The sequence below is a fragment of the Kitasatospora albolonga genome, assembly GCA_002082585.1.
GTDB lineage: Bacteria > Actinomycetota > Actinomycetes > Streptomycetales > Streptomycetaceae > Streptomyces > Streptomyces stephensoniae.
Window position 1 is genome coordinate 7,080,351 of sequence record CP020563.1, and the last position, 15,057, is coordinate 7,095,407.

14 protein-coding genes are annotated in these 15,057 nt (G+C 73.3%); 8 read left to right on the forward strand and 6 right to left on the reverse strand.

Translation table 11 applies throughout. The annotated features are described in order from the left end of the window. Both B7C62_31125 and B7C62_31130 read right to left on the reverse strand, forming a co-directional pair. Positions 1-741, reverse strand: a complete 741-nt coding sequence (locus B7C62_31125) for a hypothetical protein (protein ARF76236.1) — start codon at positions 739-741, stop codon at positions 1-3. Between the two features lie 104 nt (positions 742-845). Then, on the reverse strand, positions 846-1,949 hold the full coding sequence (locus B7C62_31130; GenBank protein ARF77451.1) for a hypothetical protein: 1,104 nt from the start codon (positions 1,947-1,949) through the stop codon (positions 846-848). Between the two features lie 163 nt (positions 1,950-2,112). Between B7C62_31130 and B7C62_31135 the strand changes: the two genes are divergently transcribed. Continuing rightward, a complete protein-coding gene (locus B7C62_31135; protein ID ARF76237.1) occupies positions 2,113-2,439 on the forward strand; it encodes a hypothetical protein in 327 nt (108 codons plus the stop codon). 164 nt (positions 2,440-2,603) lie between these two features. Here B7C62_31135 and B7C62_31140 read toward each other — a convergent pair whose 3' ends face one another. Next, positions 2,604-3,638 carry an NADP-dependent oxidoreductase gene (locus B7C62_31140; GenBank protein ID ARF76238.1) on the reverse strand — a complete coding sequence of 345 codons (1,035 nt, stop codon included), beginning with the start codon at positions 3,636-3,638 and terminating at the stop codon, positions 2,604-2,606. A 190-nt stretch (positions 3,639-3,828) separates the two neighbouring features. Here B7C62_31140 and B7C62_31145 point away from each other — a divergent pair, with 190 nt between their 5' ends. Together B7C62_31145 and B7C62_31150 are read left to right on the forward strand one after the other, a co-directional pair. Then, positions 3,829-4,212, forward strand: a complete 384-nt coding sequence (locus tag B7C62_31145; GenBank protein ARF76239.1) for a hypothetical protein — start codon at positions 3,829-3,831, stop codon at positions 4,210-4,212. A 9-nt stretch (positions 4,213-4,221) separates the two neighbouring features. Beyond that, on the forward strand, positions 4,222-5,361 hold the full coding sequence (locus tag B7C62_31150) for a hypothetical protein (protein ID ARF76240.1): 1,140 nt from the start codon (positions 4,222-4,224) through the stop codon (positions 5,359-5,361). A gap of 111 nt (positions 5,362-5,472) precedes the next feature. Here the strand turns inward: B7C62_31150 and B7C62_31155 are convergent, their stop codons facing one another. The 3 genes from B7C62_31155 to B7C62_31165 all read right to left on the reverse strand — a co-directional run bounded on the left by B7C62_31155 (position 5,473) and on the right by B7C62_31165 (position 8,655). Beyond that, the gene (locus B7C62_31155; protein ID ARF76241.1) at positions 5,473-6,336 is read right to left on the reverse strand and encodes an NmrA family transcriptional regulator; all 864 of its coding nucleotides are present in this window, start codon (positions 6,334-6,336) and stop codon (positions 5,473-5,475) included. Between the two features lie 269 nt (positions 6,337-6,605). Further along, entirely contained in the window at positions 6,606-7,370 is a 765-nt protein-coding gene (locus B7C62_31160; protein ARF76242.1) for a hypothetical protein, read from the reverse strand. A 34-nt stretch (positions 7,371-7,404) separates the two neighbouring features. After that, complete coding sequence (locus B7C62_31165) at positions 7,405-8,655, reverse strand: SAM-dependent methyltransferase (protein ARF76243.1); 1,251 nt, start codon at positions 8,653-8,655, stop codon at positions 7,405-7,407. A gap of 114 nt (positions 8,656-8,769) precedes the next feature. Between B7C62_31165 and B7C62_31170 the strand changes: the two genes are divergently transcribed. The 5 genes from B7C62_31170 to B7C62_31190 all read left to right on the forward strand — a co-directional run bounded on the left by B7C62_31170 (position 8,770) and on the right by B7C62_31190 (position 15,036). Next, positions 8,770-10,005, forward strand: a complete 1,236-nt coding sequence (locus tag B7C62_31170; protein ID ARF76244.1) for a carnitine dehydratase — start codon at positions 8,770-8,772, stop codon at positions 10,003-10,005. A 127-nt stretch (positions 10,006-10,132) separates the two neighbouring features. Further along, on the forward strand, positions 10,133-11,254 hold the full coding sequence (locus tag B7C62_31175; protein ID ARF76245.1) for a daunorubicin biosynthesis sensory transduction protein DnrJ: 1,122 nt from the start codon (positions 10,133-10,135) through the stop codon (positions 11,252-11,254). A gap of 11 nt (positions 11,255-11,265) precedes the next feature. Then, positions 11,266-12,330: a glucose-1-phosphate thymidylyltransferase gene (locus B7C62_31180; GenBank protein ID ARF76246.1), complete on the forward strand. Its 1,065-nt coding sequence runs from the start codon at positions 11,266-11,268 to the stop codon at positions 12,328-12,330. Next, the gene (locus B7C62_31185) at positions 12,327-13,364 is read left to right on the forward strand and encodes a dTDP-glucose 4,6-dehydratase (GenBank protein ID ARF76247.1); all 1,038 of its coding nucleotides are present in this window, start codon (positions 12,327-12,329) and stop codon (positions 13,362-13,364) included. Before B7C62_31180 ends, B7C62_31185 begins: the two co-directional genes overlap by 4 nt. A 49-nt stretch (positions 13,365-13,413) precedes the next feature. Next, positions 13,414-15,036 (forward strand): citramalate synthase, encoded by a 1,623-nt coding sequence (locus B7C62_31190; GenBank protein ARF76248.1) that lies wholly within the window; start codon positions 13,414-13,416, stop codon positions 15,034-15,036. Positions 15,037-15,057 lie beyond the last annotated feature (21 nt).

Genomic DNA, 15,057 nt, shown 5'->3' on the forward strand with positions numbered 1-15,057 from the left:
TCACCGGCCGCGCCCCAGGGTCGCGGCGAACATGCCGACCTTCGCGCCGCGTTCGCGGTAGTGCACGGTGCAGCCCGCCCGCTCGAAGGCGGTCTCGTACTCCCGGCGGGTGAACAGCTTCAGGTCGTGGCTGTCGATGAAGTGCTCCACACCGGAGGCGGGGTCGGCGACGAGGTAGTGCGCGACCACCCGGGCGATGTCCCCCTCCTCCCGGGTGGCGTGCGAGATCCGGGAGATGGTCCGCCCGCCCTCGGTGGCCAGGGTGCTCATGATCTGCCCGGGCACGAACGTGTCGGGGAAGTACCAGGGTTCCAGGACGACGACCCCGCCCGGGTTGAGGTGGCGGACGAAGCTCTCCGCCGCGGAGTTCAGCTCGCCGGTGTCGTGCAGATAGCCGACGGAGCTGAACATGCAGGTGATGGCGTCGAACGTGCGCTCCAGCCGGAAGTCGGCCATATCGCCCTGGTGGACGGGCACGCCCGGCAGATTGTGCCGGGCCAGGCGCACCATGTCCGCGGAGACGTCCACCCCCTCCACATGGGCGAAGTCCTCCCGGAAGTACCGCAGATGGGGACCGTTGCCGCAGGCCACGTCCAGCAGGGACCGGGCATCGTTGCCGAACTCCCGGATGAGGGACCGGGCTTCGTCGGACTCCGCCCGGTAGTCCTTGCGGCGCGCCCGGTACACGGCCTCGTAGATCTCGGCATGGGCGTAGATCTCGCCGAGACTCTTTCTGCTCATCGGAACCCCTTCCGGCTGCCGCGGCCGCCCGGTGGATTCCGGGCGGCACACGCCCGCGATGCTGGCCCGCGCCGCTGGACCGCCCATGGAGTCCGGCTCAGGGCTCAGGCGAACGCGATGTCCTCCGGCGCACCCTGCCCTGCCTCCGCCTCCGGCCCGGCGACGAAGCCGAACAGCGGCCGGGCCTCGGCCCGTACGGCTTCCTCCTCGGCGCCGCTCAGCGGCCGGAAGGGGGTGATCCGCAGGGCGCCGTCCTTGAACGACCAGGAGCCCCGTACGAACCCGTCCACCAGGAACAGCGGCACCCCGAGCGCCGCCACCGGGGCGATCCGCCGCCGGTCGGCGTCGCTGATCAGCCGGGTGCGGTCCTTGTGCCCGAGCGCGGCGTTGTCGAAGGCGGGAAGGAAGCGGACCGGCGCCGGGGCCCCGGAGTCGGCGATCGGCGCGTCGGGCAGGTCGTACAGCACCTTGCCGTCCACCGTGCGGAACGTGCGCAGCGGCAGGGACTCCACCACCTCGCGCAGCCGGGTCAGCCCCGACCACGCCTGTACGTCCATGACCCCGGCCGGTCCGAAGGAGGCGAGGTACCGCAGCACCAGGGTGCGCAGGTCCGCCCGGGCGGCCATCGGGACGCCGGTCCACTCGTCGGCCAGCGCCAGCGGCGTCGAGGTGCGGTTCCCCCAGGCGCCCCACACCCCGTTCGGCGGCGGGTACACGACGGACTCCAGCGACTCCACCACCAGGGCGAGCCGGGCACCGGGGCGGCCGGGGAACCGCTCCTCCAGCAGCCTGCCGAGCTCGCTGCGGGTCAGCTCCCCGCTCCGGATCAGCTCGCGCCCCGCCGAGGCGAGTTCGTCCAGATCGAGCCCTTCGAGATGGGGAGCGAAGTAGGACTGGTTCACGGCAGCGCGCACGACGGGCTGCACGCTGGGCCGGAGCCACCCGAAGTCCTCGGCGGCGGCCAGGTGCTGGGTGCGCCGCACCATCGTGCCCCGCACCACGCCCCGGTCCTGGAACAGTCCGGTCAGCTCCCCGTGCGCGAACCCCTTGACCCGCGTCCACAGGCCCACGTAGGGCCAGTTGGGCTCCTGCGCCTGCATCGCGACCAGATGCCGTACGACGTCGATCACGGGCAGCGGGGTCCGTTCCAGGAGGAACTGCCGCTCCAGCAGGGTCCGGTTGAGCGTCCGCAGACTGAGCACTCTCATGGGGATCATGGTGCCCGGTCCGGCTCGAGCGGGACTCGACCGGCTCGAACGGGCGCGGGGCCGATGGGCGTACGGTTCCGGGCGGATCGAGCCGTTCCCGAGCCGACGCGCGCACCGTGGCCGGATGACACACAGGGGACAGGAGTGCGCGGGCGCACGGCCGTTGGGCCGCTGGAACGCCGAGGTGGAGCGCCGGGGGCGGTGGACGGCGAGCGTCTTCCACTTCGCGGCCGACGGGACGGCGCTGCTGCTGGAAGGGGGCCCGGGCGAGGGCCGCTGGACGGATCTGGGCGCGGGGCGCTTCGCGTTCCGGGTGGTGGAGCCGCTGTACGGGCACGATGGGCGAGGCACCGGGCGGGTGGTGATCGAGCAGACGGCGGTGCTGGCCGGCCCCTCCTTCACCAGCACCGGCCTCTCCACGGTCCACGACGACCGGGGCCGGGTGCTCCGCCGCCTCCCGGTCCGGATCACCGCCACCGCCGCGGAGTGACGGCCCCGGCGCCCCGGGACGTGACGGGGCCTCGGGCGTGACGGGGCTCGGGCGTGACGGGTGCCGGACGCGACGGACCTCGGACGTGAAGACGCGACGGGCCCCGGACATGACGCGGCCCCGGGAGCCCGGGCGCTCCCGGGGCCGCCCCCCGGCCGTGCGGGTCAGCCGGAGAACCGTACGGTGATGTTGCCCCGGTGCCGCCCGGCCAGCAGGTCCAGAAGCGCGCCCGGTGCCTGCTCGATGCCCCCCTCGACGACGGTCTGGGGGAAGACGAAACGTCCCTCGGAGAGCCACCGCGCCACATGCTCGGTCCACGCCTGGACCTGCTCGGGCGTGTGGTAGGTGGCGTAGGGCCGCAGTTCGAGGTGGCGGGTGATGGCGGTCATCAGGTCGAGGCGGGGGTGGCCGCCCGTGCCGCCGATCTGCCCGGAGAGCGCACCGCAGAGCGCGAACCTCGCGTGCGGGGCCGCCACCTGCACGGCGGCCTCGAACTGCTCGCCCCCCACGTTGTCGAAGAAGACGTTGATGCCGTCCGGCGCGAGCTTGCGCAGCTGGTCGACGACCGGGCCGTCGTGGTAGTCGAACGCGGCGTCGTAGCCGAGCTCGTCGACCAGATAGGCCACCTTCTCCTTGCTGCCCGCGCTGCCGATCACCCGGGCGGCGCCCCGGCACTTGGCGATCTGCCCGGCGAGCGAGCCCACCCCGCCGGCCGCGCCCGACACGAAGACCACGTCCCCCTCGCCCGCCCGTGCCAGGGTGGCCATGCCGTAGTAGGCGGTGGGCCCCTGGCTCAGGTAGTAGGAGGAGCTGGGGAACAGCGTGGCGTCGAGGCGGTGGAACGACGCGGCGGGCGCGGTCGTGTACTCCCCCCAGCCCGCCATCATCTGGACGAGGTCGCCGACGGCCAGCGAGGGATCGGCGGACCGTACGACCGTGCCCACCTCGCCGCCGCCGATCCGGCCCCCCACCTGGTAGGGCGGTACGGGCAGCGGGCAGTCGGGGCGCATCAGGTCCTGGTAGGCCGCCGCCACGAAGACATGGTCGGTGCGGACCAGGACCTCTCCGGGGCCGGGCTCCCTGACCGGGACCTCGGCGATCTCGAAGTGGCCGGGGGTGATGGCGCCGTCGAGGTGGCGGGCGAGCCGGACCTCGCGGGCCGTCTGCGGTACCGGGGGTGTGCTGGCGTCGGTGGTCATGCTGCTCCTTGGCGGTCGCGGCGGGGAGGTCGGACAGGACGTGCACCCATCGTGTCCATCCCCGCTCGAACCGCCGTCGTCCCCCGGTCGAACCGGCCCCCGGCCCCGGGCCCGTGACCCGGCCTCGAGCAGACGTCGAGCAGGGCGCCCTAGCGTCGCCGGACCAGCCATGCGCAAGGGGAGGAGCAGAGTGAACCAGTCCGCAGTCAGCACGGCACGACCGGAAGGCACCTGGACGGAGCGGTTCCGTCTGGAGGGCAAGGAGTTCGAGAGCACCCTGCACCTCACCCCCGAGGGCCGGGCGTTCATCCTGGCGGGTCCGGCACCCGGCGGCGGGGGCGCGGGCACCTGGGCCGCGACGGGGGAGGGGCGGTTCTCCTACCGGATAGCCGAGCGCCTGGTCGACGAGAACGGCGCCTACCTCGGCTGGGTCGACATCGACCACCACGCGGTCCTGACCGGCGACACCTTCACCAGCAGCGGCGTCTCCACGGTCCGCGACACCGGCGACCGGGTGACCGCGAGCGTCCAGGTCGAGGCCGAAGCCCGGCGCACCAGCCCAGCCAACCCGTAAGGAGTCATCGTGCGCATCCTCTTCTTCACCGGCGGGGGCCGGGCGACGGTCCACGCCCTGCTGCCCCTCGCGTCCGCCTGTCGCACCGAGGGCCACGAGGTCATCGTGGCCGCGCCGCAGGAGGACGTCGCCGCCGTCACCGAACACGGCCTGCCCGCCTTCGAGATGTCGGAGATGGGCGTCTTCAAGGCGATGTTCTGGGACCGCGAGGGCAACAAGCTGGACCGTCCCCGGGGCGAGGCCGCCGAGTGCGAGTTCGCCAGCCGGGGCTTCGCCCGGATGGCGGCGGACAGCTTCGGCCGGCTCGCCGACCTCGCCGACCACTGGCGCCCCGACCTGGTGGTGGGCGGCACCCGCAACTACGGGGCCGCGCTCATCGCCCACCACGCCAAGGTGCCCTACGTCTGCCAGGCGTGGGACGCCCTGGAGCGGGACCCGGCGGACCTGGAGTACGTCGCCGACGAGCTCCGCCCGGAGCTGGAGAAGCTCGGCCTGGACACCTTCCCCAAGGAGGACCTGTACGTCCACATCACCCCGGAGTCGCTCCGGCCCGAGGGTGCCGAACCCGCCCAGTACATGCGCTGGACGCCCGGCTCCACCCAGCTCCCGCTGGAGCCCTGGGTCTACCGGCGCACCGAACGCAAGCGGGTCCTGGTGACCTCCGGCTCGCGGGCCGCCATGATCGACACGCTCGGGGTCGCCTTCTTCCGGCCCATCCTGGAGAACCCCGTCTTCCAGGACGTGGAGCTGCTCATCGCGACCCAGGAGCCCGTCGCCGAGGCGCTGCGCAAGGAGTGGCCGGAGGTCCGGGCCGGTTACGTACCGCTGGACACCGTCGTCCCCTCCTGCGATCTGCTGGTCCATCACGGCGGCGGCCAGACCTGCATGTACGCGGCAGCCGCGGGCGTTCCGCAGCTGGTCTTCCCGGACATGCTCGCCTCGGCGATCCCGATGCGGCGCTTCGACGCGTACGGGGCCTCGATCACCCTGAACCTGGTCGAGCCGCCGGAGCGGATCGAGGAGGCGGGACGCGCGATCCTCACCGACCCCTCGTACCGCGAGCGGGCCCGGGCCCTCGCCGACGAGATCGCCGCGCTGCCGAGGACCTCCGAGATCGTCCGCAAGCTGGAGGAGCTCGCCGGGCGCTGACCCGTCCGCCGCTTCGGCCCGGCCCCCGGCTTCGTGCCGGGGGCCGGGCCGAAGGGCTGAGGGGGGCGCCGCCGTCCCCGCCGGATCAGCGGAAGTCGGCCACGCTCCGGGTCAGCGGAAGTCGTCCACGCGGTCCTTCGCCCACCGGGCGAAGTCCAGGGCCGGCCGCCCGGTCGCCTCCTCGACGTCCGGCCAGGGGCGCGTCAGCTCGGAGTAGTCCTGTTCGGAGAGGCCGTCCTCGCCCCCGCCGTCCTCACCGGAGTAGTCCTGGTAGCCGAGCAGGAACTCGGCGTTCTCGGCGGCGAATCCGCCCTGCGCCTTCATCAGCCGCAGCGCCTCCTCACGGCTCACCTCCTCGAACCGCACCTCCTCGCCCAGCGCGTCCCCGATCGCGGCCGCCTGCTCGCGCGCGCTGATCCGGGCGGGGCCCGTCAGGGTGAGCGCCTTCCCCACGAACCGGTCCTCCAGCAGCGCGGCGACGGAGACGGCGGCGATGTCCGCCTCGTGCACCGGGACGCCGGTCTCGTCGGGGAAGGGGTAGCGCACCACGCGCCGGGCCCGGATGTCCGGCCCCCACAGGTGCAGCCGGTTCGTCATGAACTCGGCCGGGCGGACGTGGGTCCACTCCAGCCCCGATTCCTCGATGGCCTGCTCGGTCGGGCTCTCGTACAGGCCGATCGTGATGGCCGCCGCCGAGAGGTCCACGATGCGCCCCACCCCGGACTTCGCGGCCAGCGCGACCACCTCCCGCGCGGTCTCCTCGACCGGGAACAGATGCAGCCGGTCGACCCCCTCGAAGGCGGCCGCGAGCTCGTCGGGCGCGGTGAGGTCGCCCCGTACGACCTCCACCCCCGGCGGCATCGACGCCTTCGCCGGATCACGGGTCAGCGCCCGCACCTGGACCCCTGCGGAGATCAGCTGGTCGACCACGTGCCGGCCGACGCCCCCGGTCGCGCCTGTCACCAGAATCCTCATGTACGGCTCCCGCGATGAGTGCCGGCGGCATGGCGGCCGGCACGGACTGATGGGTGGGCCCACCAGTCTGTTCGACGGACGGGCCGCTACGGCGGAATGCGGACACGACTCACCGGAACGCAGGTACGGGGGAACAGACGCACGTGCGCGGTCCGGAGCGGAACCTCCGCTCCGGACCGCGCACACGCACCGGCCACCGGGCCCGCGTTCCGGCCGGTCCGGCCGGGTCCGGCCCGGCACCCGGCCCGCCCTCCGGATCGGCTTCCGGCTCAGCTCCCCGCGATGTCGAGGCCGCCGTCCACCGTGATGACCTGCCCCGTGACCAGCGCGTTCGCCGGGTCGGCGAGGAACGTCAGCCAGCGGGCCACCTCGTCGGCCTCGGCGACCCGGCCGAGCGGGATCGTCGCCGCGACCCCGGCGAACAGCCCCTCCACCTGCTCGGGTCCGAGACCGTTCGCCGCGTACGCCTCCGTACGGACGAAGCCCGGGGCGACGGCGTTCACCCGGATGCCGCGCGGGGCCAGTTCGGCGGCCCAGCTCCGGGTGAAGCTGTCCACCGCGGCCTTGCTCGCCGAGTACAGGGAGCTGTCCACGCCCGGGTTGTGGCCGCCCCGGCTGGAGACCAGCACCAGGGCGGCGCCGGGGGAGCGCAGCAGCGGCAGCAGCTCGGCGGTGAGCAGGACGGGCCCCAGCACATTGGTGTCCAGGACCTCCCGTGCCGTACCGGCGTCCAGCGCCGACAGCGGGGTGAAGCGGAAGACACCGGCGTTGTGCACCAGGACGTCCAGCGCCCCGCCGTGCGTGGACACCGCGTCGGCGACGGCACGCGCCCCCTCCCGGGTGGTCACGTCGGCGGTGACCGGAACGATGGCCGGATGCAGCTCCGCCACCTCGTCCAGCCGCTCCTTGCGGCGGCCGGTGACGATCACCGACGCGGCGCCGAGCGCGGCGAACGACAGGGCGGCGGCGCGGCCGATCCCGGTGCCGCCCCCGGTGACGACGACGGTCCGGCCGTCGAAGGTCTTCTCGGGCATGTGGGACTCCTTTCCCGCTCGGGTGGGCGGTGGGTCAGACGACGTGGACCGTGGGGACGTAGAAGATCCACTTGCCGCCGTTCTCCTGGAACTCCCGCTCCTTGCGCATGATCTCCTCGGCGTGGTTCCAGGCGAACAGGAGCGCGTAGTCGGGGTAGTCGCGGGAGAACTCCTCGGCGGAGACCACCGGGATGTGCGCCCCGGGGGAGAGCCGGTTCTGCTTGGCCGGGGTGGTGTCGTAGACATGGCCGACGAGCTCGGGGCCGATGCCGCAGAAGTTGGTGACCGTGGCGCTCTTGGCCGTCGCCCCGTAGGCGGCGACCGAGTGGCCCTCGGCGCGCAGCCGCCCGAGCAGCGCGATCAGTTCCGTACGGATGTTCTCCACGTTCGCCGCGAACGCCTTCAGCGTCGGCAGCGTGCCGAGGCCGCGCTCCGTCTCCTCGGCGACGAGCTCGGCGACCGCGGGCGAGGGGGTGCGGGCACCGGCCAGGGCGAGGGTGTAGCGCACCTCGCCGCCGTGCACGGTCAGCCGCCGCACGTCGACGAGTTCGAGGCCGAAGCGGGCCGCCATCGCGGCGACCGAACGGGCCGTGAAGAAGTAGAAGTGCTCGTCGTAGATCTGGTCGAACGAGGTCTTCTCCACGATGTCGCCCAGGTACGGGTCCTCGAACACGAACACGCCGTCCGGGCCCAGGAGCGTGCCGATGCCCCGCAGGATGGAGTCCATGTAGGGGATGTGGCACAGGGTGTTGGCCGCGTAGATCACATCGGCCGGGCCGTCCTCCGCGCGGATCTCGGCCGCCGTCCGCTCCTCGAAGAAGTCGTTGCGCACCCGGATGCCCGCCTCGGCCGCGACCTTGGCCACCCCGCCGGACGGCTCGACGCCCAGATGCCGGACGCCCGCCTCGCTGACCGTACGGAGCATGATCCCGTCGTTGCAGCCGATCTCGACGACGAAGGGGTCCGCCGAGGTGAGCTCCTTCTCGATGAAGCCGCGGGCGGTGGCGGAGAAGTGCTCGCGCATCACCGAGGAGCCCGAGGAGTGGTACGGGTAGTCCTCGTGGAACATCTTCTCCCGGGGCACCTCCTCCGTGAGCTGGACCATGGAGCAGTCCGCGCACACACCGACCGCCAGCCGGTAGAAGAACTCGCCCTCGGTGCGCGCGGGTTCGGGGAAGGCGTCGGACAGGGGCTGCCGCCCCAGGTCGAGGAACTCGGTCACCTCGCCTTCGCAGATGCGGCACGTGGCCGCGGTGGTCGCCGTCGCGCGGGTCGGGTCGCTCATGAGCGGACTCCTTCTGGTCCTGGAACCGGGGGTGCGAGCGGTCCGGAACGTGCCACCCCGGGCTCGAAGTCGGCTCGAGCCCGCTCATAGCCGCCGCTCCTACCTTCCCCGGCCATGGAGACCTCAGGGACGAACTCCCCCGGCTCGCGGCCCCCGGGCCCGCCGAGGGGAACAGCCGGTCCGCGCGGCCCGCTGGCCGGACTGCGGATCATCGAACTCGCCGGGATCGGACCGGTGCCGTTCGCCTGCATGATGCTCGCCGACCTGGGCGCCGAGGTGATCCGCGTCGACCGGGCCGGTGGCGGCCGGGCGTTCGGCGGCTGGCACCGGGTGCTCGACCGGGGCCGCCGCTCGGTGGCCCTCGACCTCAAGGACCCCGAGGGCGCCGCCGCCGTGCTGCGCCTGGCCGACCACGCGGACGTGGTCGTGGAGGGGTTCCGGCCCGGCGTCGCCGAGCGGCTCGGCATCGGGCCCGACGCCTGCCGGGACCGCAACCCTTCTCTCGTCTACGCCCGGATGACGGGCTGGGGCCAGGACGGGCCGCTGGCGGCCGCGCCCGGCCACGACATCAACTACATCGCGCTCACCGGCGCCCTGGACGCGATCGGCACCGACGGCGGCGCCCCGGTGCCCCCCGTCAACCTGCTCGGGGACTTCGCGGGCGGCGGGATGCTGCTGGTCTGCGGCATCCTCGCGGCCCTCCACGAACGCCGCAGGTCCGGCCTCGGCCAGACCGTGGACACCGCCATCGTCGACGGCACGGCCTCCCTCCTCGCGATGCTCCTCGCCATGCGCGACGAGGGCTCCTGGGACCGCCCGCGCGGCGGCAACCTGCTCGACGGCGGCGCCCCGTTCTACACGACCTACCCCTGCGCGGACGGCGGCCACATGGCCGTCGGTGCCCTGGAGGAACGCTTCTACGCCGACCTCCTCACCGGTCTCGGCCTCGCCCCCGACACCCTCCCCGACCGCGCCGACCGCACCAACTGGCCCGCCCTGCGCACCGCGTTCGCCGCCCGGTTCGCCACCCGGACCCGGGAGGAGTGGACGGCGGAGTTCACCGGCACCCAGGCATGCGTCACCCCGGTGCTCACCGTCCGGGAAGCCGCCCGCCACCCGCAGCTCGCGGAGCGCGGCACCTACCTCGACACCGGTACGGGAACGGCACCCGCCCCCGCGCCCCGCTTCGGCCGCACCCCCGCCCCGGCCCCCGGCCCCGCGCCGAGCCCGGGCGAGCACACCCGGCAGGTGCTGTCCGAGAGCGGGCTCACCCTGCGCGAGATCGACGCCCTGATCGGCCGCGGCGCGGCCCGTACCGCCGAGGGCACCGGGCCCCGGCCGGCGCGCTGACCCGCCGCGGCGCGCCCGTACCACCGAGGGCGGCGGGCCCGGCGACACCAGGGCTTGAGCGAGCCGCGACCACGCTGCCCCAACCTCCCCTCCACTCGACCACCGAGCGATGGAGGCTGATCCGTCCATGACCACCCACGTCTGGGACTACCTGCCGGAGTACGAGAAGGAGCGCGCGGATCTGCTCGACGCCGTGGAGACGGTGTTCTCCTCCGGCCAGCTCGTGCTCGGCAAGAGCGTGCGCGGCTTCGAGGAGGACTTCGCCGCCTACCACGGCGTACGGCACTGCACGGGCGTCGACAACGGGACCAACGCCGTCAAGCTGGCGCTCCAGGCGCTCGGCGTCGGCCCCGGCGACGAGGTCATCACCGTCTCCAACACGGCCGCGCCCACCGTGGTCGCCATCGAGGGCACCGGCGCCCGCGCCGTCTTCGTCGACGTCCACGAGGCCGACTACCTCATGGACACCGCGCAGGTCGAGGCCGCCGTCACCCCGCGCACCAAGGCGCTGCTCCCGGTCCACCTCTACGGCCAGTGCGCCGACATGGCCCCGCTGGAGGCGATCGCCGCCCGGCACGGCCTCGCGATCGTCGAGGACTGCGCCCAGGCGCACGGCGCCCGGCACCACGGACGGCTCTCCGGCACGATGGGCGACGCGGCGGCCTTCTCCTTCTACCCGACCAAGGTCCTCGGCGCGTACGGCGACGGCGGGGCGGTCGTCACGGACGACGACGCCACCGACGCGGCCCTGCGCAGGCTGCGCTACTACGGCATGGAGAAGACGTACTACGTGGTCCAGTCCCCGGGCCACAACAGCCGCCTGGACGAGGTGCAGGCCGAGATCCTGCGGCGCAAGCTGACCCGGCTCGACACCTACGTGGAGGGCCGCCGCGCGATCGCCCGGCGCTACGAGGAGGGCCTCAGCGACCTGGTCGCGCCGGACGGCCTCCGGCTGCCCGTCACCAGCCCCGGCAACGAGCACGTGTACTACGTCTACGTCGTCCGCCACCCCCGGCGCGACGAGATCATCGAGCGGCTCAAGCGCCAGGACATCGCCCTCAACATCAGCTATCCGTGGCCGGTCCACACCATGACCGGCTTCGCCCACCTCGGCTACGCCCCCGGGTCGCTCCCGGTCACCGAGGCGGCGGCCGCCGAGATCTTCTCGCTCCCCATGTATCCGTCACTCCCCGTCGACGTGCAGGACAGAGTGATCTCCGCTCTGCGGGACGTCATCGGGGAGTTCTGAGGAGGCTCCACATGAAAGCACTGATCCTGGCCGGGGGACTGGGCAGCAGGCTCCGCCCCTTCAGCCACTCGATGCCCAAGCAGCTGATTCCGATCGCGAACAAGCCGGTGCTGGTCCACGTCATCGAGTCCCTGCGCGAGCTGGGGGCCACCGAGGTCGGCGTCGTCGTCGGCGACCGGGGCGGAAAGATCGCCGAGGCGCTCGGCACGGGCGCCCAGTTCGGGGTGCGCCTCACCTACATCCCGCAGGAGGAGCCGCGCGGCCTCGCCCACGGCGTCGCCATCGCCCGGGACTTCCTCGGCGACGACGACTTCGTGATGTACCTCGGCGACAACATGCTCACCGACGGCGTCCAGGACATCGCCCGGGACTTCCTCGCCCGGCGGCCCGCCGCCCAGATCGTGGTCCACAAGGTCGCCGACCCCAGCGAGTTCGGCGTCGCCGAACTCGACGCCGAGGGCCGGGTGCTGCGGCTCGTGGAGAAGCCGCTCGAACCGTGCAGCGACCTCGCGGTGACCGGCGTGTACTTCTTCACCGCGGCCATCCACGCCGCCGTCGCCGCGATCCGGCCCAGCGCCCGCGGCGAGCTGGAGATCACCGACGCCATCCAGTGGCTCGTCGAGCGGGGCGCGGACGTCCAGGGCCGGATCTACGAGGGCTTCTGGCGCGACACCGGCCGGGTCGAGGACGTCCTGGAGTGCAACAGCGAACTCCTCAAGGACCTCACGTCCTCCGTCCGGGGCGAGGTCGACGCCGCCAGCGAGCTGATCGGCGCGGTCGTCATCGAACCGGGCGCCCGGATCATCCGCTCCCGGCTGGTGGGCCCGGTGATCGTGGGCGCCGGATCGGTGGTCGAGGACAGCAGCGTCGGCCCGTCCACGACCATCGGTCAGGACTGCGAGCTGCGCTCCTCGGTGATCGAGCACAGCCTCGTCCTGGAGGGGGCGCAGGTGGCCGGGGTCGGCGCGGTGCGCGGATCGGTCATCGGCCGGCAGGCCACGGTCACCTCGGGACTGGTCCCCGGCTGGCACCGGCTCCTGGTGGGGGACCACGCGAGTGTCGAGGTGGCGGCATGAGGATCTGCGTCACCGGCGGCGCGGGCTTCATCGGCTCGCACTACGTCCGTACGCTCCTCGCGGGCGGCTACCCGGGCTTCGAGCAGGCCCGGGTGACCGTCCTGGACCGGCTCACCTACGCGGGCGACCGGGCCAACCTGCCGCCCGCGGACCCCCGGCTCACCTTCGTACGGGGAGATGTCTGCGACCGGAACCTGCTGCTGGACCTGCTGCCCGGGCACGACGCGGTCGTCCACTTCGCCGCCGAGTCCCACGTCGACCGGTCGCTGGCCGACGCCTCCGAGTTCGTCCGGACCAACGTCCTGGGCACCCAGACGCTCCTGGACGCCTGCGCCGCGGCCCGGGTGGAGCGCGTGGTGCACATCTCCACCGACGAGGTCTACGGCTCCATCGAGCAGGGCTCCTGGGACGAGGAACGGCCCCTGCTGCCCAACTCGCCGTACGCGGCCTCCAAGGCGGCGGCCGACCTGCTGGCCCGCGCCGCCTGGCGCAGCCACGGCCTCGACCTGTCCGTCACCCGCTGTTCCAACAACTACGGCCCCTACCAGCACGTCGAGAAGCTCATCCCGCTCTTCGTCACCCGGCTGCTCCAGGGGCTCCCCGTCGGTCTGTACGGCGACGGGAGCAACGTCCGCGAATGGCTGCACGTGGACGACCACTGCCGGGCCGTGCAGAGCGTCCTCACCCGGGGCCGCCCCGGCGAGGTCTACAACATCGGCCGGGGCAACGAGCGCACCAACCGCGCTCTGGCCGAACGGCTGGTCGAGCTGTGCGGCGCCGACCCGGCGCTCGTCCGCACGGTCCCCGACCGCAAGGCGCACGACCTGCGGTACGCCCTGGACGACGGCAAGATCCGCGACGAGCTCGGCTACGCGCCCCGCGTGCCGTTCGAGCGGGGGCTCGCCGACACCGTCGCCTGGTACCGGGACCACCCCCACCGGTGGCGGCCCGCCGCCCCCGCGACCGGGGCCGTACGGGTCCCCGCGATGTCGACCGGGACTCCAGGACTGCCCGAGCCCGTCCCCGGACGGTGACCGACCAGAGCCGCGACGCGACGGGCGTACGCGGTACGAAGGAGGAGCCATGGCCGAGGCGGTCCTACAGCTGTACGACACGACCCTGCGCGACGGCTGCCAGCAGGAGGGCATGGCCCTGACGGTCGACGACAAGCTCGCCGTCGCCCGCCACCTGGACGCCCTCGGAGTGGGGTTCATCGAGGGCGGCTGGCCGGGAGCGGTGCCCAGGGACACCGAGTTCTTCCACCGGGCGCAGAGCGAACTCACCCTGAAGAACGCCGAGCTGGCGGCCTTCGGAGCCACCAGACGGCCCGGCGTCTCGGTGGCCGTCGATCCCCAGGTGCGCGCCCTCCTGGTGTCCGGCGCCCCCGTGATCACCCTGGTCGGCAAGAGCCACGCCGGCCATGTGCAGCGGGCCCTGCGCACCACGCTCGCCGAGAACATCGCCATGATCGGCAGTACGGTGCGGCACCTGGTGCACGCCGGGCGCCGGGTCTTCCTGGACGCCGAGCACTACTTCGACGGCTACCGGCTCAACCGCGACTACGCCCTCGAAGTCGCGGGCATCGCGGCGGAGGCCGGGGCCGAGGCGGTCGTGCTCTGCGACACCAACGGCGGATCGCTGCCCGACGAGGTCGCCGCGATCGTCGCCGACACCCTCGCCGCGACCGGCGCCGCGCTCGGCATCCACTGCCACGACGACACCGGGTGCGCCGTCGCCAACACCATGGCCGCCGTCCGGGCCGGTGCCGCCCACGTCCAGGGCACCGCCCACGGATACGGCGAACGCTGCGGCAACGCCGACCTGTTCACCGTGATCGGGAACCTCGCCCTCAAACAGGGCCGCGAGGTCCTCGCCCCCGGGCAGCTCGCCCGGCTCGCCGACACCGGACGGGCCATCACCGAGATCACCGGGGTGCCCGCCCGCCCCGCCGCCCCCTACGTCGGGGCCGCCGCCTTCACCCACAAGGCCGGGCTGCACGCCGCGGCGCTCCGCGTCGACCCCGGCCTCTACCAGCACATCGACCCCGACCGGGTCGGCAACGCCATGCGCACCCTGGTCTCCGACATGGGCGGGCGCTCCTCCGTGGAGCTCAAGGCCCGCGAGCTCGGTTACGAGGTCGCCGCGGGCTCCGGCGAGGTCGCCCGCGCCACCGCCCGGATCAAGGAGCTGGAGAGCGAGGGCTACAGCTTCGAGTCCGCCGACGCCTCCTTCGAGCTCCTGCTCCGCGAGGAGCTGGCAGGCGGCCCGGAGCGGCCCCCGTTCGACGTCGACTCCTGGCAGGTGTCCGTCACCCGCCTGCCGGACGGCACCGTACGCACCGAGGCATCCGTACGCCTGCGGATCGACGGCGTCCCGCTCGCCGCCACCGGCAGCGGCAACGGGCCCGTCAACGCCCTGGACCGGGCCCTGCACCAGGCCCTCGACCCGTTCTTCCCGCAGCTCGCCCGCCTCGAACTGGTGGACTACCGGGTGCGGGTGCTCACCGGTGACACGGGCAGCGAGGCCCGCGCCCGGGTCCTGATCGGCTACCACGACGGCGAACGCCGCTGGGGCACCGTCGGCGTCGACCGCAACACCGTCACCGCCAGCTGGCGCGCCCTGCTGGACGCGGTGCGCTACGTGCTCGTGGACGACGTCTTCCCCGGCCGGGTCCCGGCCCCCCTGGCAGCCGCGCCGGCCGGCTGAACCACCCGTATCCGAGAGGGA

Excerpts from the sequence above, each read along its gene's own strand:
- B7C62_31130 (ARF77451.1), bottom strand. The coding sequence starts at position 1,949 with ATGAGAGTGCTCAGTCTGCGGACGCTCAACCGGACCCTGCTGGAGCGG.
- B7C62_31175 (ARF76245.1), top strand. The coding sequence starts at position 10,133 with ATGACCACCCACGTCTGGGACTACCTGCCGGAGTACGAGAAGGAGCGC.
- B7C62_31190 (ARF76248.1), top strand. The coding sequence starts at position 13,414 with ATGGCCGAGGCGGTCCTACAGCTGTACGACACGACCCTGCGCGACGGC.
- B7C62_31140 (ARF76238.1), bottom strand. The coding sequence starts at position 3,638 with ATGACCACCGACGCCAGCACACCCCCGGTACCGCAGACGGCCCGCGAG.
- B7C62_31160 (ARF76242.1), bottom strand. The coding sequence starts at position 7,370 with ATGCCCGAGAAGACCTTCGACGGCCGGACCGTCGTCGTCACCGGGGGC.
- B7C62_31125 (ARF76236.1), bottom strand. The coding sequence starts at position 741 with ATGAGCAGAAAGAGTCTCGGCGAGATCTACGCCCATGCCGAGATCTAC.
- B7C62_31180 (ARF76246.1), top strand. The coding sequence starts at position 11,266 with ATGAAAGCACTGATCCTGGCCGGGGGACTGGGCAGCAGGCTCCGCCCC.
- B7C62_31170 (ARF76244.1), top strand. The coding sequence starts at position 8,770 with ATGGAGACCTCAGGGACGAACTCCCCCGGCTCGCGGCCCCCGGGCCCG.
- B7C62_31155 (ARF76241.1), bottom strand. The coding sequence starts at position 6,336 with ATGAGGATTCTGGTGACAGGCGCGACCGGGGGCGTCGGCCGGCACGTG.
- B7C62_31165 (ARF76243.1), bottom strand. The coding sequence starts at position 8,655 with ATGAGCGACCCGACCCGCGCGACGGCGACCACCGCGGCCACGTGCCGC.
- B7C62_31185 (ARF76247.1), top strand. The coding sequence starts at position 12,327 with ATGAGGATCTGCGTCACCGGCGGCGCGGGCTTCATCGGCTCGCACTAC.